At 39.2% G+C, this 26,995-nt stretch carries 26 protein-coding genes; 12 read left to right on the forward strand and 14 right to left on the reverse strand.

Annotation, left to right across the window (positions count from 1 at the left end; all coding sequences use genetic code 11):
* Positions 1-1,243: 1,243 nt before the first annotated feature.
* Positions 1,244-1,588 (forward strand): hypothetical protein, encoded by a 345-nt coding sequence (locus N782_RS14115; protein WP_036821397.1) that lies wholly within the window; start codon positions 1,244-1,246, stop codon positions 1,586-1,588.
* A 299-nt stretch (positions 1,589-1,887) separates the two neighbouring features.
* Positions 1,888-2,664 (forward strand): helix-turn-helix domain-containing protein, encoded by a 777-nt coding sequence (locus N782_RS14120; protein WP_052111354.1) that lies wholly within the window; start codon positions 1,888-1,890, stop codon positions 2,662-2,664.
* Positions 2,665-3,230: 566 nt separating this feature from the next.
* Here N782_RS14120 and N782_RS14130 read toward each other — a convergent pair.
* Positions 3,231-4,484, reverse strand: coding sequence for an MFS transporter (locus tag N782_RS14130; protein WP_036821401.1), 1,254 nt, complete (start codon positions 4,482-4,484; stop codon positions 3,231-3,233).
* Positions 4,485-4,591: 107 nt separating this feature from the next.
* Here N782_RS14130 and N782_RS14135 point away from each other — a divergent pair, with 107 nt between their 5' ends.
* Both N782_RS14135 and N782_RS14140 read left to right on the forward strand, forming a co-directional pair.
* Positions 4,592-5,014, forward strand: coding sequence for a GNAT family N-acetyltransferase (locus N782_RS14135; RefSeq protein ID WP_036821403.1), 423 nt, complete (start codon positions 4,592-4,594; stop codon positions 5,012-5,014).
* A gap of 36 nt (positions 5,015-5,050) precedes the next feature.
* A complete protein-coding gene (locus N782_RS14140) occupies positions 5,051-5,242 on the forward strand; it encodes a hypothetical protein (RefSeq protein ID WP_036821406.1) in 192 nt (63 codons plus the stop codon).
* A gap of 124 nt (positions 5,243-5,366) precedes the next feature.
* On the opposite strand, the gene N782_RS14145 is transcribed toward N782_RS14140, so the two are convergent.
* Both N782_RS14145 and N782_RS14150 read right to left on the reverse strand, forming a co-directional pair.
* Entirely contained in the window at positions 5,367-7,337 is a 1,971-nt protein-coding gene (locus tag N782_RS14145; protein WP_036821409.1) for a PTS fructose transporter subunit IIABC, read from the reverse strand.
* A gap of 134 nt (positions 7,338-7,471) precedes the next feature.
* Positions 7,472-9,415 carry a BglG family transcription antiterminator gene (locus N782_RS14150; protein ID WP_036821411.1) on the reverse strand — a complete coding sequence of 648 codons (1,944 nt, stop codon included), beginning with the start codon at positions 9,413-9,415 and terminating at the stop codon, positions 7,472-7,474.
* Positions 9,416-9,686: 271 nt separating this feature from the next.
* Between N782_RS14150 and N782_RS14155 the strand changes: the two genes are divergently transcribed.
* Complete coding sequence (locus N782_RS14155) at positions 9,687-10,064, forward strand: FAS1-like dehydratase domain-containing protein (protein WP_036821413.1); 378 nt, start codon at positions 9,687-9,689, stop codon at positions 10,062-10,064.
* 258 nt (positions 10,065-10,322) lie between these two features.
* On the opposite strand, the gene N782_RS14160 is transcribed toward N782_RS14155, so the two are convergent.
* Positions 10,323-10,943 (reverse strand): YczE/YyaS/YitT family protein, encoded by a 621-nt coding sequence (locus N782_RS14160; protein ID WP_036821422.1) that lies wholly within the window; start codon positions 10,941-10,943, stop codon positions 10,323-10,325.
* 67 nt (positions 10,944-11,010) lie between these two features.
* On the opposite strand from N782_RS14160, the gene N782_RS14165 reads away from it, so the two are divergent.
* The 5 genes from N782_RS14165 (at position 11,011) to N782_RS14185 (ending at position 14,614) form a co-directional block, all read left to right on the forward strand.
* Positions 11,011-11,853 (forward strand): LysR family transcriptional regulator, encoded by an 843-nt coding sequence (locus N782_RS14165; RefSeq protein ID WP_036821425.1) that lies wholly within the window; start codon positions 11,011-11,013, stop codon positions 11,851-11,853.
* 149 nt (positions 11,854-12,002) lie between these two features.
* Complete coding sequence (locus tag N782_RS14170; protein WP_036821427.1) at positions 12,003-12,572, forward strand: histidine phosphatase family protein; 570 nt, start codon at positions 12,003-12,005, stop codon at positions 12,570-12,572.
* 112 nt (positions 12,573-12,684) lie between these two features.
* Positions 12,685-13,314: a YpjP family protein gene (locus N782_RS14175; protein WP_036821432.1), complete on the forward strand. Its 630-nt coding sequence runs from the start codon at positions 12,685-12,687 to the stop codon at positions 13,312-13,314.
* 67 nt (positions 13,315-13,381) lie between these two features.
* On the forward strand, positions 13,382-13,798 hold the full coding sequence (locus N782_RS21580) for a hypothetical protein (protein ID WP_036821435.1): 417 nt from the start codon (positions 13,382-13,384) through the stop codon (positions 13,796-13,798).
* A gap of 48 nt (positions 13,799-13,846) precedes the next feature.
* Positions 13,847-14,614 carry an Ig-like domain-containing domain gene (locus N782_RS14185; protein ID WP_036821438.1) on the forward strand — a complete coding sequence of 256 codons (768 nt, stop codon included), beginning with the start codon at positions 13,847-13,849 and terminating at the stop codon, positions 14,612-14,614.
* A gap of 76 nt (positions 14,615-14,690) precedes the next feature.
* Here N782_RS14185 and N782_RS14190 read toward each other — a convergent pair whose 3' ends face one another.
* Complete coding sequence (locus N782_RS14190) at positions 14,691-15,752, reverse strand: zinc-binding alcohol dehydrogenase family protein (protein ID WP_420805597.1); 1,062 nt, start codon at positions 15,750-15,752, stop codon at positions 14,691-14,693.
* Positions 15,753-15,910: 158 nt separating this feature from the next.
* Here N782_RS14190 and N782_RS14195 point away from each other — a divergent pair, with 158 nt between their 5' ends.
* Positions 15,911-16,666 (forward strand): alpha/beta hydrolase, encoded by a 756-nt coding sequence (locus N782_RS14195; RefSeq protein ID WP_036821443.1) that lies wholly within the window; start codon positions 15,911-15,913, stop codon positions 16,664-16,666.
* 55 nt (positions 16,667-16,721) lie between these two features.
* Here N782_RS14195 and N782_RS14200 read toward each other — a convergent pair whose 3' ends face one another.
* The 7 genes from N782_RS14200 to N782_RS14230 form a co-directional block, all read right to left on the reverse strand.
* The gene (locus N782_RS14200) at positions 16,722-17,465 is read right to left on the reverse strand and encodes an SDR family NAD(P)-dependent oxidoreductase (RefSeq protein ID WP_036821446.1); all 744 of its coding nucleotides are present in this window, start codon (positions 17,463-17,465) and stop codon (positions 16,722-16,724) included.
* 31 nt (positions 17,466-17,496) lie between these two features.
* Positions 17,497-18,267 carry an SDR family NAD(P)-dependent oxidoreductase gene (locus tag N782_RS14205; protein WP_036821447.1) on the reverse strand — a complete coding sequence of 257 codons (771 nt, stop codon included), beginning with the start codon at positions 18,265-18,267 and terminating at the stop codon, positions 17,497-17,499.
* A 204-nt stretch (positions 18,268-18,471) separates the two neighbouring features.
* Entirely contained in the window at positions 18,472-19,320 is an 849-nt protein-coding gene (locus N782_RS14210) for an alpha/beta fold hydrolase (protein ID WP_036821448.1), read from the reverse strand.
* Positions 19,321-19,735: 415 nt separating this feature from the next.
* Positions 19,736-22,369: a YfhO family protein gene (locus N782_RS14215; protein ID WP_052111355.1), complete on the reverse strand. Its 2,634-nt coding sequence runs from the start codon at positions 22,367-22,369 to the stop codon at positions 19,736-19,738.
* 13 nt (positions 22,370-22,382) lie between these two features.
* On the reverse strand, positions 22,383-22,769 hold the full coding sequence (locus N782_RS14220) for a GtrA family protein (protein WP_152600779.1): 387 nt from the start codon (positions 22,767-22,769) through the stop codon (positions 22,383-22,385).
* Positions 22,738-23,694: a glycosyltransferase family 2 protein gene (locus tag N782_RS14225; RefSeq protein WP_036821449.1), complete on the reverse strand. Its 957-nt coding sequence runs from the start codon at positions 23,692-23,694 to the stop codon at positions 22,738-22,740. Before N782_RS14225 ends, N782_RS14220 begins: the two co-directional genes overlap by 32 nt.
* Positions 23,695-23,923: 229 nt before the next feature.
* A complete protein-coding gene (locus tag N782_RS14230; protein WP_036821456.1) occupies positions 23,924-24,169 on the reverse strand; it encodes a hypothetical protein in 246 nt (81 codons plus the stop codon).
* 91 nt (positions 24,170-24,260) lie between these two features.
* Between N782_RS14230 and N782_RS14235 the strand changes: the two genes are divergently transcribed.
* Positions 24,261-24,890, forward strand: coding sequence for an NUDIX hydrolase (locus N782_RS14235; protein WP_237582665.1), 630 nt, complete (start codon positions 24,261-24,263; stop codon positions 24,888-24,890).
* 218 nt (positions 24,891-25,108) lie between these two features.
* Here N782_RS14235 and N782_RS21585 read toward each other — a convergent pair whose 3' ends face one another.
* Positions 25,109-25,261 (reverse strand): hypothetical protein, encoded by a 153-nt coding sequence (locus N782_RS21585; protein WP_161783116.1) that lies wholly within the window; start codon positions 25,259-25,261, stop codon positions 25,109-25,111.
* Between the two features lie 338 nt (positions 25,262-25,599).
* Entirely contained in the window at positions 25,600-26,916 is a 1,317-nt protein-coding gene (locus N782_RS14240; RefSeq protein ID WP_036821465.1) for an aspartate aminotransferase family protein, read from the reverse strand.
* Positions 26,917-26,995: the final 79 nt, after the last annotated feature.

Genomic DNA, 26,995 nt, shown 5'->3' on the forward strand with positions numbered 1-26,995 from the left:
CCCACCTTAATAATTCAAAATCTGTGTCTTGACTATTGGGTCCACCTTAATGATAGGGGTGGGTGCAGCAGCGCTGGTATTTATAGCGTACCAGATGGAAAATTATCTTGAGCGAGATAAATAAGGATTACTTGTGATTTAGGAAATTATAAAATTCAATGCTATTGTATAACTAAAAAAAGTGATGCGGCCACGTCCAGCTCCAGCGCCCAGCGACTAGCAAACTTCCGGCACCTCCTTACGATAAGTCAACATCGAATCGCTAGCGCTCTTCGTGTTTCCTTTATCTCAAAATACACAGAGGAAGTTCGATTAAAATCGCTACCTCAGGTAGCAACATCGAACCAACCCACGTCGTGTGGGCCGCAGTTTGTACGTCGCTACCCGGGCGCTTGCGCTTTTGTTCTGAGTAAGAAAATGAGTATGATGATAATTCCATTTGAAACTTTCATAGTGAGAAATTCGTATGTAGTATGAAATGAAAATAAAAGAGGGTTGAGTGAAATCGATGTTTTTGTCTCGGTGGACTTATTTGCAAATTATTATATTAATACTATTAGGAATTCTACCATTTCTGTCCGAAACTTTTAATCAAGGTATTTCTGTTCCAATAGGGGGGTCACCTGTTGCTACCTTGGGCCCTATGTTTATGACTATACTCTTTCTAGTTTTAGTACTGGGAGGATTTAATTTATTTCTATTTCTTCAACTAAGGAAGAGTACTACATTTCTAAGTCATCCAGCATGGGATAAGATGCATATTTTGTTGATTTTTATAATGGTTATATCTCTAGTAGTATTTATTAGTGCGTTTTTTATGACTCCTTTAAGTGAACTCTTACAAAATGTTCGTTGGGGAATCTATCTGATTCTATATTATTTCCTTTTTCTATTTAATCTTATTGTTTTGAGTTTAATTCATAGAGTTAAAAAAAAACAGTATTACTAATGAAAGAAAAATTTTGCTCTCATTTATAGGGAGTTTACTGTTTCTAGTCTTAACAATCTTTATCATTTAATAAGAATAAATGCTTTATGAATTCAGCATTCTAATTGCTGGATTCCTATTTTTTTGGTGGTAGTCAAGTTTAATTTGATTGCTGCACATACATACGAATATAAGCCTTAACTATTGAATTAAACGATTTTATCTAGAATTCAAGACTTCCGTTTTAAGGTGAATATAAATTTAATGCCAAATACAAAGCAGTATCTTCGAATAAGTACAAAGGGGGATTACCAAATGCAGATAAGAAAGATGATATTCATTCTTGCAACTTTAGCTTTTGCATTGATAGGTTGTAATCAGGTTGAAGAAGGGACTTTTATTCAAGGGAACATAACAAATATTAATGATGAAAGTGGAGATATGGAAATTGAAATCATTTCATGGACAACAGTTTCCGAGCAAGGATCCTCTACAGAGTCATATGCATTTGAAGAGAAGCCCTCATCACAAACAATTCGAGTTTCCAATCCGAAAAACTTTGATGAAGGGCAAAAAGTAAAGATGAAAGTGCTTAAGAATTATGATGAAGAAGTCTGGAATTTAGAGGAATTGAACATTGAATTAGAAAAGGTGACTTAGATAATTAAGCTGTATTATCGGTGGGATTTTGTTAATCTGACTAATAGTGACAGATTAAATAAAGACCGTGAAATATAAAATATATTTCACGGTCTTTTTACTATGCTTTAAGCTCCTTTTTCATCCTTGTAATACTATAAGAGGGGATTCTTAAACTCAAAGTTAGAGGACATAAGAGGGGACAGAAATCCGTCTTAAGTAATTAGATAAATTCTAAAAATATAGACACCAACCCATAGACTCCTTGCGATTACTAAAGCGAAGAAAACTAATTCGTTATAGTATAGGAGTCGATAGAAATGAATTATGTGAGTTTAGCAATTAAACATCAACCATTTCAAAACAAGGAAGAAATGAATCAAGCCATTAAGTTTCATATTTCAGAGCATGGATATCAATTATCCGATACAGAGGTCGAGGTAATTCATCTTTTGTCCCGGTATGCGTGTAAGTATCCAGGCGTGGCTTTTCTTAAAAATGACACGATTGCCTCATTAATTGGCAAGAGCAGAAGAACGGTGATTCGAGTATTGAATAAGCTAGTCAAGTATTCCATCATTACACGCCTAGAAAATATGCGCCTACAACGTGGGGGAAATGGCGCGAATTTGTATATTATTAATCCCTCTGTCACTCGGAATGTGTCACGTAGCGAGGAAGCTAAAAACGCAGAGGTATCAACGGATTCAGCTCCAGAAATGCCGGACGAACCATTATCTTTTAAAAACATAAATAATAAAGAATTTAAAGAATCGTTACAGGTGGAAGGATCTCATCTTAAAAACTCCTATCGAGAATTTAAAAAATTGGTGTACTGTTTTATTCCAGAAAAGAATTTTTTCTACCGTTTGTACCGTTCCTATAAAGCGCAAATTAAGTCGTTAGAAAATATTTATGCTGAAGAAACGCTTCATGATGTGGGTATTCATGCTTTAAAAGCGATGTTTTCTGCCATGAAAGGGAAAGACATACATAATCCTGTTGGCTATTTCAGTCGAATCGTCAAACAAAAGTTAGATGATCTATATGTAGAGTGTTTGAGGGAATTGGAGGAAGAGTATGGGTACGGAATTTAGAGAAAAGTAGATGCCTGTAGTAATGAATGAAGAATCAGTAGTTAATATAAAAGAGTTAAATAATGATCCATCAAAAGACCGTAAAATAGTATAGAAAAGCTTAAATTTCACGATCTTTTTACTCTATCATTTCTGAAGATGGACATTAATAACTTGAAGAACAATCTTGATGTATAATTTTTTAACCACGACCTCAAAGTACACTACAATAGTGAGCAAAAAGCTTATGCAAATAGAACCAACCATACTTGCAATAAATCTAATTGCCGCACCTCCTAGACCATAATTAATATAATGGCCATCAGGAAAGAACACGAATCTTATGATGGCATCAGATACAAATAGCGATATGACGGCATGCATAATTAACCCTAACCAAATATACCTTCCTCTTTGTTGGCGATATACAATGAGAGTCAAAATGGAGGTAACAAACAACAAAAGTAGATATAGAGTGCAATACGCTAAACCTCCACCATTGATTTCCGTGAAGACCTTTGACAGTGTAATGGGAACCACCACCCTTTCACTAGCAAGCTATACATGGGTTGAGAAGTAACTCTTTTTTATGAAGCTACTTCTTCGCTTGCTTTTAATCTAGTATCTTGAATAGACCAATAGAATCCTAGCATTCCAAATGCACCTATCAATAGAAACAAACCAGTCATCATTCCGTTAGATAGTAAGGCACTGAGCATGAGGCCTATACTTCCTAAAACTTGCCCTGCGTCCATAGATAAACCACTGATTGCCTTATAGGACCCTCGCGCCTCTTTCGTGGCTAACTGGGCCACATAAGTAGAACGAATCGGTTGGAAAAGTAGTTCTCCAACTGTGGCAATGGCCATTGCAAGCACTAACACTACCATAATGTTGTTCCAGGCTAAAAAACTATAACCTACTACGTACATGAGCAAGCCCATAAATAAAGCAGTTGTTAAGTTGAGTTTACGTGCTGTTTTTCCAATAATAGAAGAGGCGAAAATGACAATCGTTGTGTTGATGATAATAAGGATGCTTAACATTCTGGCCCCATCAATGGTAAAGCCTAATAGAGACGTCTGGATCTCTTCATTTAATCGAACGGCTATAAAACCGTATAGCTGAAATTCCAAAGAAAGTACGAGTAATGTTGCTAGACACAGAACCATGAAACGGGAATCTTTTAGTACATTTGTATAGTTGGAGAGTAGGCCTGAAAGAACTCCTTTTTTCTTTTCATCTCTAGTATTGTTGGGTTCATAGTGATCTTGAATCCATCCTAGCGTAAATGTAAGCGTGAATATAGATAAAATAGCAAAGCCTAAAAATAGCTCAAATGTATGCGTCTTAAAGAATAAACCTCCAAGAACGATTCCAATTGCGAAGGCCACGTTGGTAGACCAATAGATGAATTGATACATCGTGGGTTGCTCTTCCTCTGAACTAACATCAATTAAGAGGGCTTCTGAAGCGGGATCTATAAATCGGCTCGAGATACTTAACAGGAAGAACATGATAAACGTTAGCCATACTGATTCAAACCATGGTGAATTAGCCAAGGCTATGATGAAAAAGGAAGCGGTTTGAAATATGTAACCTGCGACCATCACTTTTTTCCTGCCAAACTGATCTGCCCAAAACCCTCCATACATACTGAAGAAAATAGATATGATCGTAGTGAACGTTAAAATTCCCCCAGCCCAAGCCACCCCTAGCTTGTTGGAAAAATAAATAGCCATAAAAGGGAAAATACTCATCTCGGCTATATCCGTAACAAACGAAGCGATCATCCGGATTTTTATATTGAGATGAAATTGCTTAAATTCTGAAAATGTCATTGTTTTCCTTCTCCTTCCTTAACGTTTATTGTAAATTAGAATATACAAATATCAATAAAAACTTAAGTAGGGGTCAAGTAACTCTTAGCCTATGAACGGAGGATCATATGAAAATAACGCAACAGTGGAACGAAGAAGATAGTGATTATATTAAGCAAAAGGTGATTGAGCATAATCTAGCTAATCTACCTGAGGAAGTGAAACATCCAGTACAACATACTAGTTTTATAATACGAGATGAAAATGGTGAGATTTTGGGTGGAATTACTGGAAAGATTTTTTGGTATCACTTACATATTCATAATCTGTGGGTAGATCAGTCCATAAGAGGAGATGGGTACGGAGAGAAGTTATTACATCATATAGAGGAAGTTGCAAAAGAAAACCAATGCTCTCTAATTCAATTAGATTCATTTAGCTTCCAGGCACCGGACTTCTATCAAAAATATGGGTATGAAGTTGTTGGTATAATAGATGAATTTCCAACCAAGGAACATAGTCAGTATTATTTGGTAAAGCGATTAGTTTAGTAAACCTCATTATCCCATAGGAGGAGGAAGTGAATAATGGTTAAGAAGATTACTATAGGTATTGTCATTTTGATAGTAGTTTTTTTCATACTTGCAGTAATAGGCGTGAATCTTAGTGTGTTCCTTCCAATTGCGATTCAATGGGCAACAAAATTTGTGCTGCCTTGGATTTTTCTTTATTGGTTCATCCGATATGTGAAAGCAAAAGAAGTAGACAATAGAGGATAGGGAGATTTTGTGGAAGTATGTAAAAACGTAATGAAAAAGCCGAAACGCTTTTATTCTAGCGCTTCGGCTTTTTGTAGTAGATGAAGCAAATCTGTCTTTTTGATGCTGTATCTAATTTAATCCCTTATTCCACACTTTCTAACAACTGATACGCCTCATCTTTACTCTTAGCGTTTAACAATTGCTCGCGATAGTCATCGTCCATCAGTTTGCGGGATAGCATCTGTAGGATTTTTAAGTGCTGGTCACCTTGACCGTCTTTTGGAACGGTTATCATAAAGATGAGCTTGGCTGGTGTGCCGTCAAAGCTGTTCCAATCTACTCCGTCTTGCTTGATGCCGAAAACGACTCTAGGTTTCGTGACAGCATTTGATTTAGCGTGTGGGATGGCGATGTTCATGCCAATTCCTGTTGTGCTTTCTGCTTCACGAGCCAGGATCGCTTCTTTTACATCAGCTTTTGATTGGACAACACCTTCTTCATGTAACCGTTCAATCATTTCATCAATGACTTCATCTTGGTTTGTTCCTTGCAGTTCTGTTTCAATTAAGTTTTTACTAGTAATATCAACTAGCTTCGTTACTTCTTCTGTTTCCTTTTCATTATTCGTAGGGGTAGCTTCCTCAGCTTCCTGCTCTATTGTGTTATCTTCCACTGGTGTTGACGTTTGTTCTTCTCCGCTCGTTGTAGTGGCTTCTCTTTTTGTAACATCTTTTTTCAATAAGATTGCAGTAAAGGCTGTAACTAGAGAACCGACGGCAATAGCGACGAAGAACATGAAGACGTTATCTACTGCGCCAAGTACCCCAACGATTGGCCCGCCGTGAGCAACGCGGTCTCCAACGCCTCCGAGCATGGCTATGACTGCACCTACCATAGCTCCGACCATGTTACTTGGAATGACACGGAATGGATCTTGTGCGGCAAATGGTATTGCGCCTTCGGTAATTCCGAACAGCCCCATTGTGAAGGATGCTTTTCCTGTTTCAATTTCCGTTGATGCAAACTTTTTCTTATTGATGAATGTGGCTAGTCCCATTCCAATAGGAGGGATAGCGATAGCTGCTGCGATTGGGCCCATGATTTCATAGTTACCCTCGCCAATCATCGCTGAGCCAAATAGGAATGCTACCTTGTTGACTGGTCCACCCATATCAAAGGCAATCATTCCACCAAGGATTAAAGCGAGCAATACAGAACTTGTGCCTTGCATGCCTTCTAGCCAGTTTGTAAGGCTAACGAAAACCTGTGCGATTGGTGCTCCGATAAGTGTTACAAAGATAAGACCAACTGCGAGTGATGCCAATACAGGGATTACAATAATCGGCATAATTGGCTGTACCACTTGAGGAACCTTAATCTTTTTAATCCAAAGTGCTACATAACCTGCTAGAAAACCGGCTACGATACCGCCAAGAAATCCTGCTCCTGCTTCACTTCCATAAAGGCTACCATGAGTGGCAATGTAACCTCCGACCATACCAGGCGCTAGTCCAGGACGATCGGCAATACTATATGCAATGAAACCAGCAAGGATTGGTACCATGAAGGAAAAGGATGCTCCACCTATGCTTTCAATGGTTTTCCAAAAAGAATCCTCAGGTATCTTAATGCCTCCAGCTTCTGAAACGCCTCCTAATGTCAAGGAAATAGCAATTAACAGTCCACCAATTACAATGAATGGAATCATATAGGATACACCATTCATGAGGTGGCGATAAAATGGATTTTGGGTATCTTTTTCTTCGTTGTTTGAAGATGCTTCACTTTCTGAGCTTCCTTGATAAACGGTAGCATCTCCTTGAATCATACGGTTAATTAGCTTTTCAGGAGAGTTAATCCCTTCCTGAACACCTACTGCAATAACTTTCTTTCCAACAAAACGTTCTTTGTTTACGGTTTTATCGGCAGCAATAATGATTCCATCTGCTTCTTGAATATCTTGTTTCGTGAATTCATTTTCTACACCGATAGACCCTTGGGTTTCCACTTTGATCTCAACGTTTAATTGCTCGGCAGCTTTTTGAAGATTTTCTGCTGCCATGTACGTGTGAGCTATGCCATTTGGACATGAGGTAATGGCTAACAATTTCATGCGTTCTTCCCCCTTCGTCTATATATGTTTTATCTTTGTTATCGTTTACATTCAAAGTATAGCAACGAAAAGGGAATGAATAATGCGCTTTCATTACCGGAGACTGTGGTAAAACTGTCATTTACAACATTTCCCTAAATATTTTTCAAGGTAGAGAGAAATGACATGACGTCTTGCTCTTTTGTTAAGGAGTCAATGATGGCAGGGGATTCGCTCCATGAGGATAGCTCTTCAAAAAGCTGCTTAGCCTCTGCTTGATTGTTGTATCTCATTCCTAGTAGACACACCATATTTACCTTGCCCGTGCCCCATTCTATTGGTTCTTTTAACGTTGCGATGGCAATTGATGATTGATTAACGTATTCAGGGCTTCCATGGGGGATTGCCAAAAGCCCACCAATATTGGTCGAAGCGGATCGTTCCCGTTGAATGCAGCTTTCGATATACTCTTTTTGAACATACCCTTTATCATGTAATGTTCTAGCTAATTGTTCAATGATTTTGTAGCGATGATTGGATTCTTGATTAAGAAATAACAAGAACGGACTTGTGTATTGAAGCAATACGGATCCTTCTTGCTTCTTTTCACTTGTTTCCTTAGGTCTGCGGAAAAATTGTTGTAAACGCTCTGTGTCTTTTTCTTCTAGTAGAGGGGATACCACTATAGAAGGTGGTTTTTCCACGGAAATTGAGGTGGTGGAAATGATACAATCTACCTCATGTTGTTTGAGATAACTGGTTACATCCGATTTAGAGATGGAGCCTATAACATGAACGGCAGGGAATTGTCTTTCTATTTTTGTACGCAATAGCTGAGACATCCCCATTCCCATGTGACACACAATGAGAATGTTCTTTTGACGCTGTTTTTGAGATGATAACCGTTCTATTGAAGCTTGAAAATGAAGAACAAGAAAGGCGATTTCCTCTTCAGGTATCGAAGCTGGAAGAGTTTCCTGTATGTCTTCTAAAGCGAATACTAGTTGATCGAACAAATAAGGATACATTTTCTTAATGTCATCAAGCATTGGGTTAGGTACGTCAAACCCATAATCAAGTCGCTTGAGAGTCGTTTGCAAATGAGTCTCCAAGCCAGCTTTCAAATCTTTATCTGTGTGAAAGTCAATGTCATATAGGCTGCCTAGCTTCCTCGTCAATGTGTCCATGACATGATGGAGCAATGGATGCGTTTCGTCTTGTTGCGACACAGAAGCAGTACTTCCATACCGTAATCGGCCACTTAGGATATGGAGGGTTAAATAGGCAATCTCATGTTCCGGGAAGTGGATGACAAATGGTTTTTCTAATTCTGCCAACATCTCTTTTGTCCATTGATATTCCTTTTTGTTCTGGAGGTTGGTTAATTCTTCCTTACTCAAGTGTATAGATTTACTCAACTTTATCCGTTTAATCGTAAATAAAATATGAAGGATCAATCCCTCGACGGTTTCATCTGCATAATATAGCTGATGGTTGTTCTGAAACTTCTCGAGTGCATTTCGAATGATAGAGATTTCTTGTTTGGAAAAGAGCTTCTCCATCATTAAGCTGTTCGTCTCTTCCTCATCTTTCTGAAAAGCTAGTAATCGAGCTAAAGCAGCTCGCTTGTCTTTTTCCGAACCTTCTATCGTAAGACCAATTTTTTGCTTGGAAGATAAGGTTAGATGAAAGCCTTTAAGCCAAGAAGCGATCGAGTCCAACTCCCTTTTGATAATCTTATTGGAAACGAAAAAAGTCGACGAAAGGCCTTTCATCGTGAGCGTTTTGTCTTCCATTAATAATTTGTAAGCCATATGCAGTTTTCTTGCTTCTTCATCGAGTTCTTTTATTGGGTTGCTTTCGGATAACTCTTTATAAAGTTTAGATGCTTCTTCGTTATCGATATGTAAAAACACACCATAACCAGGCTTTCGAATAATGGAAGCTGCCTCTGTATGTAAATAGTTTTCAATTTGTTTCATATGATTGCGAATCGTCTTTTCGGAACAATCAAATTCATTTGCTAGCTTTTGCACTAATATGTATTGATTAGGGTGCATTAGTAGAAACAACAAAATTTTCGTTTGGATCGAATTCATATCGTTACTCCTTTTTGTAGGAATATGGTCTTATCAACTTATATCATATTTTACAAGAAGATTGTAGGGAGGATTTGTGGTCAAGTTTATCTGAAGGTAATAAGCAATGGTAGAAAAACGTTCATAAATCATGCTTTAAATGAAAATACCATAACAAAGAGTAGGCTTACCTCCTGTGCGAAATCGCATTCAAAAAAAGGCTACGGAGGAAAGCTCGTAGAATAAGTATAGTAAAGCTACGACATTTTATAAAATAGGAGAGGATCTACATATGGAAATTAAACAAGGGGATGTTTTCACCTGGGAGCGTTCGTTTACTGTGGAAGAGGTGCTTCAGTTCGCTGAAATTACGGGTGATAAGGGAAGGCATCATATGGAGCGTAACGAAGACGGGGAAGTAATGGTCCATGGTCTGTTAACAGCTAGTATTGGTACAAAAATAGGTGGGGACATGCATTATATTGCTAGGGAAATGGTGATGGAATATATTCGTCCAGTTTTTACTAGTGATACAATTTCATGTGAAGTTACCATTACAAAGCTGAAAGAAGCGGAAGGTTACAAAAACGTCGAAGTGCAATCTGTTTATCGGAATCAAAAGGGGAAAGAAGTGTTAAAAGGGACAAGTCATGGGATTATACGTAATTAACTAAAGCACAAGCGTGGGGCGCTGGAGCTGGATGTGACAAAAGCGCAAGCGCCTGGATAGCGACGTACAAACTGGACGGCTCCGTATGAGATAAAGGAAACACGAAGAGCGCAAGCGATTCGATGTTGACTTATCGTAAGGAGGTGCCGGAAGTTTGCTAGTCGCTGGGCGCTGGAGCTGGATGTGGCTTCTAAACTTAGTAAGTTATTTTTATTACACCCCACCTAACAAAAAAAGCGCTCCCGTGTGGGGAAGCGCCTATCTAGCTTCAGATAAATACCGTACTGACACGGTAGAAAGTCGGTTATACCAGAATTGGATGCAAGGTCCGAAGATAAATATCGTCAGAGCTGTACCGATGCCGACTGGTCCTCCAATGAGAAAACTAATAAGGGTTACCGTTGATGCGATGAAGGACTGTGCTAATCCAATTTTTAATTTGAATCGTTGGCTAATGGCTAAGAATAATTCATCAACAGGTGCGCGGGTGAAGCCTGTTTGGATATATAATGCGATACCAAAGCTTGCACAAATCATACCTGTTAGAAACGCGCTAATTTTTGTAAGCATAAACGCGTCTGTCAGGTTTAGATTTTGAAGAACAAATTCGAGCCAGAATGTAAAAAGGACACTCTCAATGATAATTGGAACAATAGCGCTCCATTCAATGGATTGTTTCTTCAAATAAGCATTCACGAGCACAATGAGAAACTGGAAAGAGGCGAACCAAAAACCTACTGTTAGTCCAATAAAGTCACTAAGGCCAACGTACAATGCTGACCAGAATCCTGCACCTAGAGCTGACTTAACAACAAGGGCGGTTCCAAAATAAGTGATCGTAATTCCAGTTAAATAAATCAGCATTTTCTTTAGTAGCATGGTGACACCTCCAGAAGTTGATTTTGCTATAACCAGTAGTTATAGTAAGGGCAAAGGAGACTCGGATATGATCTTACATAAACTGAACTATTTTATTGAAATTGCCAAGCAGAGAAGTTATACGAAAGCTTCGAAAAAACTATACGTTTCTCAACCAGCTCTTAGTAAGCAAATGAAATTGTTGGAAGAAGAAATGGGATTTCCTTTGTTTACGCGTTCCACTAAAGGTTTGGAGCTTACAGAGAAAGGATTATCCTTGTATCGTGATATTGAACCCTTGTTGAATCAGATCGACCATGTCGTACATCAATATCAGGCCCATGATACAATCCGATTTGGATCAACCCCGTTACTTAGCTCCTACTTTTTACATAAGCATTATCATAAACTTGAATACACGAACTTCCAAGTAACAGCGATAGAGGATGACAGTCAGAATTTGATTCCACTATTAAAAGCGAATGAAATCGACGCTGCCATTGTTCAAGATATACCATCTGTAAAAGGATTATCTTCTACGTTATTATTTGAAGATGAATTTCTAGCAGCGATTCCATCTAACTCTCCTATTGCTTCGCAGTCTTCTGTCTCAATGGAAGAGTGTTTCACACAAAAACAAATCATACCGCCAAAAGGGTCATCGCTCCACGAAAAGCTGCAACATATTATGGCAAAGAATCATTTTAAAAGTGACGTTCTAGAAACGCATTACCAGGCAATGGCTGGTATCGTTTCGCTTGGAACTGGCATAGCATATTTGCCAGAAATGATGGCCAAACAAATTGAGTACCGTGGCGTGACGTTTTTACCAATCGAAGGGCGTCCTCTAAAACGAGACATGTATTTATATGCCATTACTCCCTCTATGCTTGATTTTCTTTTTGATAAGTTATCGAATGAATCCTTCTAGTACTAGCATAACGTGGATGTAATGATGATAGGTAATACTCAAAAGGAATAGTTTTATAACCTGAAGTTATAAAGAAGGTTTTCCGTTTTTTTATATAGAAGAGGAGTGTTTGTAGAGTTTACACAATCATGGAGAGAGGGTGTTCGGAGATGAAGCTAGGACTAGTGCGCCATGGCAGTACAGCATGGAATCAAGAAGGTAGAGCACAGGGGAGTTCAGATATTCCATTAGATGAAGAAGGGAAGCGTGGGGCTCGTAAGCTTGCCGATAGACTAGCAGAAGAACGATGGGATGTTATCTACGCTAGCGATTTAGCTAGAGCTGCTCAAACAGCTGACATTATTGGAGAAAAGATTGGTGTAGAGGTGAGACAGGACCCTAGACTCCGTGAAGCAAGTGGTGGTTTGATTGAAGGAACTACAGAAGAAGAGCGCATCGAAAAATGGGGACCCGATTGGAGAGAGCTTGATCTTGGAGTAGAACGTGCAGATGTGGTTGTTTCTAGAGCACTTTCTATATTAAAAGATATTCACCAACAGCATAAAGACATGCATGTGCTTATCGTTAGTCATGGTGCTTTAATTAAGCATTTGTTGCATGAGTTGCAGCCTGATTTTCAAATGGTGGAAGCACTTCGAAATAATTCTCTAACCATCTTGCAAGCTACTGAGCAAGGTTGGAAAGGGGACCTATATAACTGTACAAATCATTTACAGTAACGTCATTCACGTTAAAAAGATTACAATTTCATTAACATTTAGGATGTTGTCTAGACAACCATCAAAAACGTGGTAAAATTTAAAGGGAATACATAAAAGGGAGATTGTTAGTATGAAACTTTGGATGAGAAAAGTCTCCGTCATTCTTATTACAATTGTAACTCTCGGAATGTATAACCCTGTCCATTTATTGGATACAGAAGCAGCCGAGAAACACAAAGTTGACTCCTCAAATGAAGGCGTAAATGAAGATCGGCTTACAACGAATGAAGAAGACAAGCCTGAAGAAGATATCGAAATCACGCTTCATGATGAATCAAGTAATGAAAATAACGAAAGCGATTACTTTATCAGTGCGATTACCGAACAGGCAAAAGAACAAACTGTCACGAAATTAGGACCAAAAATCTATGATAAAGTAGAGGACGAGTTCACAACTCAAATCCTACCAGGTATTGAGCAAGTGGTAGAAGAATTATTAGTAGAAGCAAGTAAAGAAGAAGTACCTTACTATGAAATTACAGAACTAGCAAGCCCGGGATACGGGGAGAAAATCTTCAATCTTTATGACCACAAAGCGAAACAAGACGTCGCTAAATTCCATGTAAGACGCGACAATCGTCCTGGAGAGGGCTATTGGTTTAATTTTCATTACCATTTAAGCCAAGATAATTTCGAACAACATCATCCAATCGGAGAGATTTACTGGGATAAAAATACCCCACCGAAATGGATGGCATAAGATTAGTTTAGAGCACGGTTTATCTTATATGAGGTAAATCGTGCTTTTTTATGTTTTTGATTAGAAAATGGCTCTCTTCGAACTTGGGTATGCTCGGTTCGGGGTGGTATATGCTCTCTTCGATGTTGGTTATGCTCGCTTTGGAATGGTATATGCTCTCTTTGATTCTGGATATGCTCGGTTCGGAACGGTATATGCTCTCTTCGATGCTGGATATGCTCGCTTTGGAACGGTATATGCTCTCTTCGATTCTGGATATGCTCGCTTCGGGATGTTATATGCTCTCTTCGATGCTGGATATGCTCGGTTCGGAATGGTATATGCTCTCTTCGATGCTGGATATGCTCGGTTCGGAACGGTATATTCTCTCTTCCATCCTGAACATGTTCCCTTCATAATGATTCCTTCATCCCACTCACGCTCTCGCCCTTCTAATGACAAAAATCAATCATCTATTAGAATAGATTTCCATGGATGTTTTTAGTAGAATTGGCTGTGGGAAGAAAATAATTTAACAATTAGGGGAGTATTTATGCTTAAAAAAGTTTTAGTCAGCATGGTGCTTTTATTGGCTATAGCTGCCAATCATGCTTCTGCAGAATCAGAATGGGATCAAACTAGTGTTTCCGTAAACAAAGAGTGGAAGATTCAGTTTAACACGCAACTATTAGAAAATACGATTACGGAAAACACTATTTATGTAAAAGATTCGAATGGCAACAAAGTAGATACGATAGAGTTAGAGTATAACGAGAATGAGAAGTCAGTGACGGTTGAAAATACAGAAGAATATCAATTAAATCAAAGCTATACGCTGCATATTTCCAGTGGTGTAAAATCTCTTAGTATTCTACCAATTTCCAATGAAGTAACAATGGAGTTTGTTACAGAAGGCTCTAGTTCTAATCCAGGAGCACCTAGTGGAGGAAGTGATGATTCTAACGATAATGATAGCGATAACTCAAGTGATGAACCATCATTAAATGAAATTACCTCCCCATACGAGAAGGAATTTAATCAATTGGAAGAAGAAGCTAATACGGAATTAAATAAGTTAGCGGATAGTGCTCAGGAAGAATTAGATAATGGGGCAAGTATGGAAAGTGTTATTAATAAATACAGTGAAAAAGCCGAGACTTTAGAAGCAGAAACAGATGAACAATTTAATTCGATATATAATGAGCTTGTTGCAGAACTCGAAGAAAATGGGTACAGCGAAAGTGATGCTGAGCCATTCGAAGAAGAATATGAAGAGGAAAAAAGTAATAGGAAGAGCGAGCTAATTAAAAGATTTCTTTAATGAATAAAAATAATAAGCTTACTATCGATTTTAGGAATACCCCCAGGGATTAACAAATCCTTGGGGGTAATTTACTTTATCCTTCTTGTTCCAACACAAGCTTCCCAATCATCTTTCCACTCTCTAGTGTTGCATGAGCTTCACGAAGGTTTTTGGCATTCAGCCCAGTTAACGTTTTGGTCAATGTTGTTGTAAGTTCTCCTTCATCTATTAGCTTGGCAACATGGGAGAGAATGTTATGTTGTTCCCTCATATCTTCTGTTTGAAAGAGGGGTCTTGTGAACATAAATTCCCAAACAAAGGTGGCGCTCTTGTGTTGTAAGGCTGAGAGATTCAGGTTTTCATCAGTTTCCACAATGCTACAAATCTTACCTTGAGGTTTGATGACATTCACCATCTCGTCCCAGTGCTGGGCAGTAGAACTTAAGCAGAAAATATAGTCTACTTCATTCATACCGAGCTCTTCTAATTGCGGTCCAAAAGAGTGGTGATGGTTAATCGTGTAATGAGCGCCTCGATTTTTTGTCCATGTAATGGTTTCTTCCCTTGAGGCAGTTCCAATGACCGTTAACCCTGCCATGTGAGCTAGTTGTGTAGCTATAGAGCCAACACCTCCAGCAGCTCCTATAATGAGGATGGTTTTACCTTGGTTAGCCGTTTGGTTAAAGGGAATGTGTAATCGTTCGAATAATGCTTCCCAAGAGGTTAGTGACGTCAAAGGTAAAGCAGCTGCTTCCTTATGTGACAATGTATAAGGTTTCTGAGCAACGATTCGTTCATCGACAAGATGAAATTCACTATTAGAACCAGGTCGAGCAACCGATCCTGCATAGTACACTTCATCTCCTACTTGAAACAAGGACACATCATCGCCGACTTCTTCGACAACCCCTGATGCATCATATCCTAGTATTTTCGGTTCGTCTTCCTCATCGCCATTGGCCCGAACTTTAGTATCTACGGGATTAACAGAAACGGCTTTTACTCGAACAAGTATGTCATGTCCCGATGCTGTAGGTTTAGGAACCGTGACATCAATCAAGCTTTCCTCATCGGTAATAGGAAGGTGTTTATACAAACCGACCGCTTTCATTTCATTACTCATAGTATCATCCTTTTTATGATTGTATTTAATCATGTCCTTTCAAAAATTCCACATCTCTTCCCGGAACAAACATCGCTATGGTTCAACGAATCTATTAAAGACAATAAATATCTGTAACGAAGCTTCCTTATCGTCGACCTAGGAATCTCCGAGATGTATAATAAATATAATAGTAGGGGAGGGGATGCGAGATGGTTCAACGGCAAAAGAAGAAATGGGTAAGGCGAGTCGTTATTGGAGTGCTGGCTTTGCTCATGTGTCTCGGTATTACAGCATATGTGTATTTACAACCGTATGAGGCTTCTCATCGAGCGATTGAGGCGATGAGTCCTAATGACAGTCTCTCCATTACCTCCCAGGAAGATTGGATTCTATTTCAACCAGCTGATTCGGAAGGAACTAGTGTTATTTTTTATCCTGGTGGTCTTGTCGAGCCTGAGAGTTATGCGCCACTAGCACGGAATATTGCGGAACAGGGATATCCTACGTATATTGTGAAAATGCCTCTAGATCTTGCCGTATTAGGAATAAATAAGGCTGAACAGATTATCAAACAACAGGAGCATGAAACCTATATTATTGGTGGCCATTCGCTTGGTGGAGCAATGGCAGGGCGATTTGCTTCCAATCATCAGAACGACATTAAGGGTCTTTTTTTACTTGCTTCGTATGTGGATAAGGGAGGCAGCCTTGCTTCAACTTCCATGCCTGTCCTATCCATCATAGGTTCAAATGACGGAATAATGGATAAGGAAAAATTAAAAGAAGGAGAGCAATACGTTCCAAAAACGGCTACATTCCATGAACTAAATGGGGGGAATCATAGTCAATTTGGGAGCTATGGCTTTCAAGAAGGTGATCAAAAAGCTACGATCTCGGTAGGTACTCAGATTAATCAAACCACTTCTTTTATTAACCAGTGGATCACGACAAATCAGTTAAAGTAAGCTAAAAATGGAAAACCTCCACTCACTAATAGTGGAGGTTTTCACTGAAATACTACTATTGAGCAGTGTAGCCACCATCAACTAGCATGTTTGCTCCAACCATAAAGGAAGCATCGTCACTAGCAAGGAAACGTACAGCTTTTGCTATTTCTTCTGGCTTCCCAAGTCGGCCTATCGGATGAGCACCGACTAAACTTTGAACCGTTTCTTCGTCTGCATTTTCCAGTATCGCTGTTTCTACATACCCTGGGCAGACGGCGTTCACACGGATGCTATTCTTCGCATAGGTTACACCTAAGGATCTAGTTAAATTCACAACGCCACCCTTCGCAGCGGCATAAGAAGTAACTGCAGGTTGACCCACATGTCCTAAGATAGAAGCATTATTGATGATGGCTCCGCCTGTTTCCTGCCCTAACATTTGATCTATAGCATACTTATTTGTTAGAAAAACACCATTTAAATTCACATCTAATAGGTTCTTCCAGCTTTCATAGGATAGTTCGTGTGCTGGGGTAGCATCTCCAATACCGGCATTCGCAAACAAAATATCCACGGAACCAAATGTATCTACTGTTTGTTGGAATAAGTGTTGGACATCTTCTTCAGCTGTTACATCTGTTTTTACAAAAAGAGTTTCAAATCCTTCTTTTTTCAATGTAGAGGATAATTCTTGTCCTTGTTCATTTAAGTCAGCTATAACAACTTTTGCTCCATGATTGCAAAATTCACGCACAGTTGCTTCGCCAATGCCACTAGAGCCACCTGTTACAATTGCAACATTATTTTTTAACGTCATCAGAATTCCTCTCTTTCCTTCTTGTTATATTTTAGGACGCTCCCATTCCACCATCAATTCGGTACTGGCTTCCTGTGATAAACTTGCTTTCATCGGAAGCTAGAAATAGAACCAAATTTGCTATATCTGTACTTTCGCCGTAACGCTGTAATGGAATAGCGGAAGTTTGTTGCTCATGAACTTCTTCTCCGTGTCCTGGGTTCATACCTTCTTCTAGAGATCTCATCATTCGACCTTCTACTGGAGACGGGTGAATGGAGTTTACTCGAATTTGATGATTTGCTGCTTCAAGTGCAGCCGTTTTTGTAAGACCTACAACCCCGTGTTTAGAAGTAACATATGGAGATACACCTGGGCTGCCCATTAAGCCTGCGACGGAAGAGGTGTTAATGATACTCCCTGATTGTTGTTTCATCATAGCTGGAAGTACGTGTTTTAATCCTAAGAAAACTCCCATGACGTTTACGGATAAAACGCTTTCAAAATTCTCAACGCTTTGTTCGGTTATGGGTGCTACTTCGCCTTCAATGCCAGCGTTGTTAAAGAATATATCAATTTGGCCAAACCGATCGAGTGTTTCTTGAACGTAGTTTTGAACTTCTGCTTCTTTAGAAACATCCGCTTGAATCGTTATTAGGTCATCAGGACTTTCTAGTTCTGTTTTTGCCTCTTCAAGAGCTTCTTGATTTATGTCGACAATAGCTACTTTCGCTTTTTCTCTAAGGAACGCTCGAGCTACTTCTTTACCGATTTCTCCACTACCACCTGTTACTATAGCTACCTTTTCATCTAAACGTGCCAATGATTACACTCTCCTTAAAATGAAAGTTTTTCCCATTTTATATATTCCTTATTAGAGTGGTAGTGAAACTTATTTACTATATGCGGATTGGTTCAAACGAGTAGTTGTAGGTATTAGTGGGGATGTGTTCTTAATCAATGTAAAAAAATAATGCCACACCACTTATACGTGGTATGGCATTACTAGTGGAGGAAACCTCTTTTTCTACGATGCTAGTTGTTCAAAATCAATCACTAGGTCATAGAAACGAGGTTTTTCCTCAAGATAAGGCACATGGTTGCTTTCTTGAAAAATGTATAAAGCCGAGTTTGGAAGTCGGTTGAAGATTTCTTGCGAGTATTGAACAGGGCATTGCGTATCAAATTGCCCGCAATAAATATAAGTTGGTACTTGTACATCATGTAAGGACTGTCTTACACAATAGTTTGGTAGCTCTTTAGAAATATAGTAGTTTAAACGCTTTGGTACAAGTTGCGCTCCGTTTGATGTGGCTCCGTAATAGTACGTGTATAAGTCAGGTCGGAAAAGGGATAACAGCGTCCATTCCTTTTCTGCCTTAACCTTCTCTTCTGTTTGCACCTCTAAAGTATTCATGGTTTCCAGGATGTTTTGTACTTTTGTAAAGGATTCATGTTCACTGGAATAAATACTATCTGGATGATCTTTATAGTCGTTGGAAGCTGCTGCTCCTCCAACTAGCATTTTGGTTAACGAGTTAGGAAAGTGTACGGCATAGGTTAGCCCGAGCATGCCACCTGTTGAATTACCGGCAAAGGCCCAAGATTCAATAGCTAATTGCTCTCGTAGTGCTTCTAAATCTTTTACCGTCTCTTGCATGCTTAACTCTTCTTCTGATTCCACTTTGGATGAGTTACCCGCTTCTTTTACATTTACGAGGAATACTTGAAAATGATGTATAAATTGCTCAGCAAAGTCATATCCATTTTCGTCGAATTCCGTACATAAATGAGTAATACATAGTGGTTCGCCGCTTCCCTTAACAAATACTTCAAATGTTCCTCTGTCTGTTTCAACTAATTGTTGTTTCCACATCCGTATCTCCACCTTTGTAAGTAGTCCCTATCTGGGTTTTGGGCTTCACTGAAACTAGGCTTTCGGGTTAACTTTTCCCACCGTATGCAGTCGTCATTTTAAGAATCTTTTTTATATTTCTCCTATACAGACGAGTTAGTGGGGACAAAGGTTTCAATACGAATGACATGGATTATTTTTACATAAGCAAAGGGGATCTTATATTTTAGAATCTCCTCTATTTCACTGTTGGCTAAATGGAACGTCGTTAACCGGGCGCTTACGCTTTTGTCACGTCCAGCTCCAGCGCCCAGCGACTAGCAAACTTCCTGCACCTCCTTACGATAAGTCAACATCGAATCGCTATCGCTCTTCGTGTTTCCTTTCGGCCTACAGGACGTAGGTTGGTTCGATGTTGCTACGTGATGTAGCGGTTTTAATCGAACTTCCCCATAAACAGTCCAGTTTGTACGTCGCTAACCGGGCGCATGCGCTTTCGTATCCAAATCCATCCCGTAGATAGGAGGAGGGATAGCGCAAACGTTAGAAGGAGGAATTTGAAATAAGGTGGGTAATACGTAAAGGAGATCGTATTTTCACCCTTTTCCAGCTCCACCCCTAAAAAGGTATAATTTGCTCTGCGTACTTCTTTCGTTTCGCCATTCACCTTAACGTGCCAGCCTTTCTCATAAGGAACGGGAATGGTTAAGAATTGGTCATTCTGTTCATTTTCCAGCTTGATTGAAATATCATTTCCGTTCACAGAAACTTCCTGAGGCTGAGGATTGGTTTGTTGTGCCGCTTGGTTTAATACAGAGTAATCCTGATGATAGACTTCTAGCTCGTTAAGTGTATAGCTACCTTCCGGAACACGAATCGCTATTTGTTGATCTTTTGGAACGCGAATGGTTATATCATTGATTCCAGTTCGATAAAAAGATTCCCGCGATTTTCTCGACGTTCGGAAATCATTCACGTGAAGTGGAAACCACGGAGCCTCTTTCACATTATTTTTCAAATAAAAGGAAACGTACAGGTCATTCGCATCTTTTGGTAAAGAAGAGAGATTGATGTTGATGCCACCTGTTTCGGAGCTAACGTGTAACTGACCATTATTATACGTACCTCCAACCGCTTCTACTTCAGCTTGATCCATTAGGTTCGGTAAGGCTGTTAGAGTAGGAGGATCTGTCGTAACGTTAGGTAAAACGATTCCTTTCAGCATAGCCTGTTCTCTTTCTACCATAGAGCGATCTTCCAACGACTCTTCCTTATATATCTGACTGGACGTACGAGCAAAAGGGAGCGTGTTTGTATTGCGATAGACCTGATAATTTTCACTCTCCATGTATGGTTCGAACCCGTATGGAATATTACGTTCTGGAGCTTTTGGCGTGATGATGTATTTGCCTCGTAGTAGGCTATACAAATTGGCGCGATTGCCAAATCCAGAGTAGCGGCTGATGCTTTCTTGTTTCATATCAACCTCAAGATTCTCATAATACCAAAACAGAACATGCCTATTTAAAATACTAGAATAGACACTCGTTCCGTTGAAGTCTTGAATAATAGGCACATTGTTTCGATCATCCGTCCCTTTCCAGTCGATACGGAAAAAGGACTCATCTTGTTGTTGGATACGGTGAATCAATTGTTGCTGTTCGGAGGAATGATAACCACCACTCAAGATGTATTCTTTCGTTGTCTTCTCTACTTCTCCACCTTTATAGAGCTTGTCGAATTGATACGTATTCATCATGCCTGCATTAGCTAATAAAATGATGATACATGCCGAAAGCCATAATTTTCGGTTATAGGCACTGACGAAAATGAAAGCTCCCATGACGATTATCGTTTGAATCACCATGTATTGATCGAATATCGTTCGGATGGCATAGGTTTGATCATATAGGGCAAATGCTCCATAAGCTAGCATGGCTAATAGAATTGATGAGATGATGTGCTTTTTCTTTATGTAATCTTTAAGCTGTAGTCCTGTAGCTACCATTCCTCCAGCTACAAAAAAGCCGAGGTATTCAAATCGATGCCTTGGAGCGGAGAACCCGTTAAACACACTCCCCATAAACGGACTGAAGTGAAAAAGAATAAACAATAGCGTTAACGCAGCAAAGAACCGAAACAAATGGTGCTTATACAAGGAGAATACGAACAGAAATAACACGACAACCGTTGATAATAAAAACGTGCGACTATCGAGCAACATATTATCGGAAAAATCAATTAGAGGCCGCTCCTGATTAAAAGCAGGTCGGTAATTTTGAAAGTATGCATAGATTGTTGGGATAAATGCTATGGAACCGATTCCGAATCCAAGTACTCCTGATATACCATATTGCTTTATTTGTTGAAGCTTAGGAGTTTCGTTCTTTTGTAACGGAATAAACCAACGGACAAGTATGTATATGCCGACAAATAACAGATTAATAAACGCAAAATAAAAGTTGTTGAAAATAGTAGCGGCAATCGCAAAAATAAACCAGCCTGGATTTTGTTCGCGGATGATCTTTTCTGTACCAAACACAAGTAAAGGTACGAACAGAAAGGCATCAGCAAAAAACTCCCAATAGGTGACGTGTCGAAAGTAAATGACACTAGCTCCATAAAGACAGGCTCCTACAAAAGCAGGGATTGTCCTGATAGAGAAATAGCGAAATACAAACGTCGTAGCGAAGATGACTACAGTCATTCGTATGATACTCGTGAATATCGTAGCTTGAGCCCAAAACAATACATCTGGTGTGTCGATGATATGGAGTAGCTCCAGCACGTAAACCACTAGGATTGTTAGTATAAAAAAGAGGTTCGTCGAAAAGTAATAGCCGAGCTGCCCAAAAAAACCTCCCCCAAACCCAAACTCAAAAGAGTAAAAGAAATTACCACTCGTATAGTTTTCATGAATTAATTGTTTAAAGGGAAGCATTTGGTTTAATCCATCATTAGGACCAGCCATATAGCTCCCTTCCACCCATTGTTGCAAGAAGAATAGATGGGATAGGGTAGCGATAACCATACTAAAAAATAGAAGGGATAAGAGTTTACGTTTATTCATTAGAGACCACCATTTATTGCTTTAATATTTTACTTGTAACGATAAAGGTAATGGGTACTGTGAAAAACACAGCTACAATGGGTGCAATGTTGCTATTCCAACCAAAGCCATCTACAAAAATAAATACGAGTAACGAAGAAGTGGAGACATTCACTACTTGCGTCAACGGAAACTTTAGAAATTTGGACAGCGTAGGTTTTACTTTATAAGTGAAGTATGTATTCAGGAAAAAAGAGATGACAAAACTTATGAGAAATCCAGTAATGTGCGACACCATGTAATGAAGGTGTAGAAGATTGTGGAGGAATAAGAACACAATATAATAATTGACTGTATTCATCCCTCCAACAATAATAAACCGTGTTAATTCAGTATTGAGAGATCTGATCATTTGCATCATGAATATTCGTTTCCTTTATAAGATAGTGTGGGCGTTGTTTTACTTCATTGTAGATTCGACCTATATATTCTCCAATCACACCAAGGCTTACTAGCTGTACCCCTCCTAGGAAAAGAATCGCGGAAATTGTACTAAAATAGCCAGGAACATCGATGCCAGTACGTATCACCTCAATGAACATGACGGTAATGTAGCCTAACGACAATAGTAATATGAATAAACCAGTATATAAACAGAGTCGAAGTGGCTTCGTATTAAAGGAGACAACGCCATCAATGGCATAGTTCAATAGATTTGAAAAGGACCATTTCGAGTCTCCAGCCTGACGGTTCACATTCTCATAATTAATCACTTTTTCCTCATACCCAACCCAGGAAAATAAACCTTTGGAGAAGCGGTTAGCCTCACTCAACTTCAACACATCGTTCACGACGTTCCTGCTCAGTAGACGGAAATCGCCTACCCCATTTTGCAAGGTAACATCAACCAACGTATTAATCATTTTGTAGAACATCGTAGTAAGGCCTTTTCGTAATTTGGATTCCCCATTACGATTGCGACGAGCGATAACTTGATCATATCCTTCTTCAAACCCCTGTATCATCTCAGGAATTAGGTAGCTAGGATGTTGAAGATCTGCATCCAAAATAATAACAGCATCACCATTAGCCTTTTGAAGCCCTGCTAGTAATGCTGCTTCTTTCCCGAAATTACGTGTGAATGAAATATATTTTACTCCAGGGTAGGTAGCTGCTAAGTGCTGTATTGAGTTTAAGGTTCCATCGGCACTACCATCATCAATGAAGATGAGCTCATAATCGTAGTCAAGGTCTGCCATATCTTTATGAATTGAGTCATAAATCAGTTCTATATTTTCTTCTTCGTTATAGGAAGGGAGGATTAAGGAAATCAACGATCCATCCATACTCTATACCTCCAGATTTTCTTTAGTCTATTAAAAGGAATATATTGTATAAATTTGGTAAAAAATATATCTTCATTCTATTTTACCTCTAAATTCTTCCCGAATCTATCAATCTTTAATCATAGATTGTCGGAAAAGGGACTTCCTTCATAATAGAAACAATACTGGTTAGGTAATAGATGCTAGAGTGACTAGTGCTATCGACCTTATACTGCTGTCTTGGAGAGAATTATAAGATTAGTAGAAGAGCAATAGCGATAATGGTTAAGATAAAGAAAATGATATAAATGATAGACAACATTTGAATACTAGAGTTATTTTTCACATTTGTTTGCGCTGTGAGGCTCGATTCGCCTTTGTCACCTTCTTTATCGTATTTGGCAGAAGTCTTATTTACTACTTTTCCTACATAAAGTGTGCCTATAAGAGAAGCAATCGAGATGACGATAATAATGCCATATAGAATCGGATACATAGTAGTTACCTCCTTACAGATGGATTTGTTTTCATTATAATAGATAGAAGAAAGGATTGAAAAAAATAGGTTGCTTCAAAAGGAGATGAATATGGAAACGTTAAAAGTATTTAATGAGCATAGACAAGAAACTGGTGTTGCATCTAGAGAAGAGGTCCACCAGAAAGGGCTTTGGCACGAAACCTTTCAGTGCTGGTTTGTAAGTATCGAAAATGGCAAGCCTTATGTCTATTTACAGAAAAGGAGCGCAACCAAACAAGATTTTCCGAACTTATTCGATATTACTGCAGCAGGCCATTTACTCTCGCACGAAACACTTCAGGACGGAGTAAGAGAAGTGGAGGAGGAACTAGGCCTATACGTATCTTTTGATGAGTTGTATTCAGGAGGAATCAAAATCGACCCGGTAACGCTCGGAAACTTTGTCGATCGAGAATTTGCTCATGTATTTATCTATAATTGTAAAAAAGATCTTCACGACTTCACCCTACAACAAGAAGAAGTATCAGGAATGATAAAAGTAGAATTGAGTGAATTTAATCAGTTGTGGGAAGAAAAGCTCGACCAAGTCAGGATTACAGGGTTTGTTGTAGACGAAGAGGGAAAAGCGGAGGAACTAGATGAGTGGGTAGGAACAGATGCATTTGTTCCACATAGTAAGGAGTATTATCAAGAGATTGTGCAGGATATGTACGATTGTTTGGAGGATAATGGGAAGTAGGGGACATGCATCAACAAGTCCATTAACACATCTAAGGTGAAAAAGCTTAGGAGTTATTCTATAGCTTTTTCGCCAAAATTTGTAGTTTTTATTTCTTAAAATTCTCCTCTTAACGCAACAAGATATTATAAAATTCATGTTAAATCTGCTCAATAATAAAAAAACGTATCTGCTTTTTCCAGATACGCACCCGCACCACTTTATGAACTAAGATAACCTTATTTTTTGTTTGAAGAATCTTCCTCAAGCGATTTATCTAATAATTTGTCAATATAATCCTGTTTACCAAAATTACGTAATCCATTCCCAATAAAATACCCTGCTAAAGCAATCCCTGCCGCTAATACGATAAAATCTAAGCTTATTTCCATTAAAATTGTCCCCCTCCATCATATATTTAGTAAGCATACGTACAGAGACGAAAAAAGTTTCAAAGCAAACATGAAATACCAAGGATTTCGAATACAAATTAGTTGTTATGCTTCGTTAAGGCGAAGAACAACATTTGTCCATGTGACTCCTTATAACAGATTAAACCTAAATAAGAAAATAGCACCCTAATACACACGCTTAATAGACAACTATTGTCATTGTGCTCTGGGTGCTATTTACTATACTATTTCTTTGAAATCAAAGTTATATCGAGCCAACCCACATCTTATGGGCAGGAGTTTGTGCCTCGCTAGCAGAGTACTTGCGCTTTTGCTCTCTAAACCTGACTACTCTTCAATCCTTCTTCATGCAAGGTTAAAGCTTCATCTAGCTTCGTAATGCCTTCTTCAATTTGTTCCTTTGTAATGGAAAGTGGTGGGATCATGCGGATGACTTCTGTTTTGTTGCCGCAGAAGTAGAACAGTGCACCTTTTTCCAGAGCTAGTTCCAGTATATTCATTAACCCATCGCCATCTGCTTGTTTGGTTACAGGGTCGACGACTTCGATTCCAATCAGTAGTCCTATGGAGCGAATATCGCCGATGGATTCGTGTTTTTCTTTTAGCTCATGAAGGCGTTCGGTTGCATAAGCTCCCACTTCTTTCGCGTTTTGAGGCAGGTTTTCTTCTTTTAATACCTCAAGGGTAGCTTCGGCTGCTCGGCATGCCAATGGGTTTCCGCCGAATGTTGTCGCATGAGATCCAAGTGGCCATTGCTGCATTAATTCTTTCGATGCAACGGTTGCGCCTAATGGGAGGCCGGATGCCATCGCTTTGGCAATCGCCATAATGTCTGGTTCAACGCCAAGTGCTTGGGATGCAAACCATTCACCAGTACGGCCAAAGCCTGTTTGTACTTCGTCAAAGATTAATAGAATACCATATTCATCACAGATTTCACGAACTTTTTGAAGCCATTCTTTAGGAGGGATGATATATCCACCTTCGCCTAAAATAGGTTCTAGTATCATGCAAGAGACTTCATCAGGGGTAACCTGATGCTCGAATAAATTCTCGACGTCTTTCTCAAGCTGTTTCACACAATATTCGCCAACATCTTCACCCTCTGGACAGCCTTTTACATCTGCATAAGGTAGCTGGTACGTTAGACCATTCGGTTGCATAAACTTACGATATTTACTCTTCGATGTACTAACACCAAGCGCTCCCATCGTACGACCATGGAAACCGCCGGTAAAGGAAATGACGTAAGGACGTTCCTTCACATGTTTTGCTAATTTAATAGCGCCTTCTACTGCTTCGGTACCACTATTCCCAAAGAAGAAACAATCCAAGTTACCAGGAAGTACTTCAGCAAGATCGTTTGCATATTGCAAAATTGATTCATACATAATGACACCAGAAGGACCATGCAACAGTTCGTCTGCTCCTTTTTTGACTGCATCCACGACTTTCGGATGACGATGTCCGACGTTTGTCACCGCAATGCCGGAACTGAAATCAAGGTATTGTTTACCGTCCGTTCCGTAATAGTAGCAGCCTTCTTCTTTTTCTACAGGTAAGTTAGGAAAGTCTTTTGCCATAGTTGGAGCGAGAAAATCGCTCATGTTGTTATATAGATGTTGCCATTCCATTTCTAGTCCTCCTTGTGAGTAATAGTGCTTCTTCTTTTGTGTTTTATAAGCCACGTCTAAATCCAGTGCACTTTGGCCA

This window comes from Pontibacillus yanchengensis Y32, from assembly GCF_000770635.1.
GTDB classification, from domain to species: domain Bacteria; phylum Bacillota; class Bacilli; order Bacillales; family BH030062; genus Pontibacillus; species Pontibacillus yanchengensis.

What these genes read in the sequence shown, in the direction of transcription:
- N782_RS14115 (WP_036821397.1), top strand. Translation starts at nt 1,244, where the DNA reads ATGCAGATAAGAAAGATGATATTCATTCTTGCAACTTTAGCTTTTGCA.
- N782_RS14120 (WP_052111354.1), top strand. Translation starts at nt 1,888, where the DNA reads ATGAATTATGTGAGTTTAGCAATTAAACATCAACCATTTCAAAACAAG.
- N782_RS14130 (WP_036821401.1), bottom strand. Translation starts at nt 4,484, where the DNA reads ATGACATTTTCAGAATTTAAGCAATTTCATCTCAATATAAAAATCCGG.
- N782_RS14135 (WP_036821403.1), top strand. Translation starts at nt 4,592, where the DNA reads ATGAAAATAACGCAACAGTGGAACGAAGAAGATAGTGATTATATTAAG.
- N782_RS14140 (WP_036821406.1), top strand. Translation starts at nt 5,051, where the DNA reads ATGGTTAAGAAGATTACTATAGGTATTGTCATTTTGATAGTAGTTTTT.
- N782_RS14145 (WP_036821409.1), bottom strand. Translation starts at nt 7,337, where the DNA reads ATGAAATTGTTAGCCATTACCTCATGTCCAAATGGCATAGCTCACACG.
- N782_RS14150 (WP_036821411.1), bottom strand. Translation starts at nt 9,415, where the DNA reads ATGAATTCGATCCAAACGAAAATTTTGTTGTTTCTACTAATGCACCCT.
- N782_RS14155 (WP_036821413.1), top strand. Translation starts at nt 9,687, where the DNA reads ATGGAAATTAAACAAGGGGATGTTTTCACCTGGGAGCGTTCGTTTACT.
- N782_RS14160 (WP_036821422.1), bottom strand. Translation starts at nt 10,943, where the DNA reads ATGCTACTAAAGAAAATGCTGATTTATTTAACTGGAATTACGATCACT.
- N782_RS14165 (WP_036821425.1), top strand. Translation starts at nt 11,011, where the DNA reads ATGATCTTACATAAACTGAACTATTTTATTGAAATTGCCAAGCAGAGA.
- N782_RS14170 (WP_036821427.1), top strand. Translation starts at nt 12,003, where the DNA reads ATGAAGCTAGGACTAGTGCGCCATGGCAGTACAGCATGGAATCAAGAA.
- N782_RS14175 (WP_036821432.1), top strand. Translation starts at nt 12,685, where the DNA reads ATGAAACTTTGGATGAGAAAAGTCTCCGTCATTCTTATTACAATTGTA.
- N782_RS21580 (WP_036821435.1), top strand. Translation starts at nt 13,382, where the DNA reads ATGGCTCTCTTCGAACTTGGGTATGCTCGGTTCGGGGTGGTATATGCT.
- N782_RS14185 (WP_036821438.1), top strand. Translation starts at nt 13,847, where the DNA reads ATGCTTAAAAAAGTTTTAGTCAGCATGGTGCTTTTATTGGCTATAGCT.
- N782_RS14190 (WP_420805597.1), bottom strand. Translation starts at nt 15,752, where the DNA reads ATGATTAAATACAATCATAAAAAGGATGATACTATGAGTAATGAAATG.
- N782_RS14195 (WP_036821443.1), top strand. Translation starts at nt 15,911, where the DNA reads ATGGTTCAACGGCAAAAGAAGAAATGGGTAAGGCGAGTCGTTATTGGA.
- N782_RS14200 (WP_036821446.1), bottom strand. Translation starts at nt 17,465, where the DNA reads ATGACGTTAAAAAATAATGTTGCAATTGTAACAGGTGGCTCTAGTGGC.
- N782_RS14210 (WP_036821448.1), bottom strand. Translation starts at nt 19,320, where the DNA reads ATGTGGAAACAACAATTAGTTGAAACAGACAGAGGAACATTTGAAGTA.
- N782_RS14215 (WP_052111355.1), bottom strand. Translation starts at nt 22,369, where the DNA reads ATGAATAAACGTAAACTCTTATCCCTTCTATTTTTTAGTATGGTTATC.
- N782_RS14220 (WP_152600779.1), bottom strand. Translation starts at nt 22,769, where the DNA reads ATGATGCAAATGATCAGATCTCTCAATACTGAATTAACACGGTTTATT.
- N782_RS14225 (WP_036821449.1), bottom strand. Translation starts at nt 23,694, where the DNA reads ATGGATGGATCGTTGATTTCCTTAATCCTCCCTTCCTATAACGAAGAA.
- N782_RS14230 (WP_036821456.1), bottom strand. Translation starts at nt 24,169, where the DNA reads ATGTATCCGATTCTATATGGCATTATTATCGTCATCTCGATTGCTTCT.
- N782_RS14235 (WP_237582665.1), top strand. Translation starts at nt 24,261, where the DNA reads ATGGAAACGTTAAAAGTATTTAATGAGCATAGACAAGAAACTGGTGTT.
- N782_RS21585 (WP_161783116.1), bottom strand. Translation starts at nt 25,261, where the DNA reads ATGGAAATAAGCTTAGATTTTATCGTATTAGCGGCAGGGATTGCTTTA.
- N782_RS14240 (WP_036821465.1), bottom strand. Translation starts at nt 26,916, where the DNA reads ATGGAATGGCAACATCTATATAACAACATGAGCGATTTTCTCGCTCCA.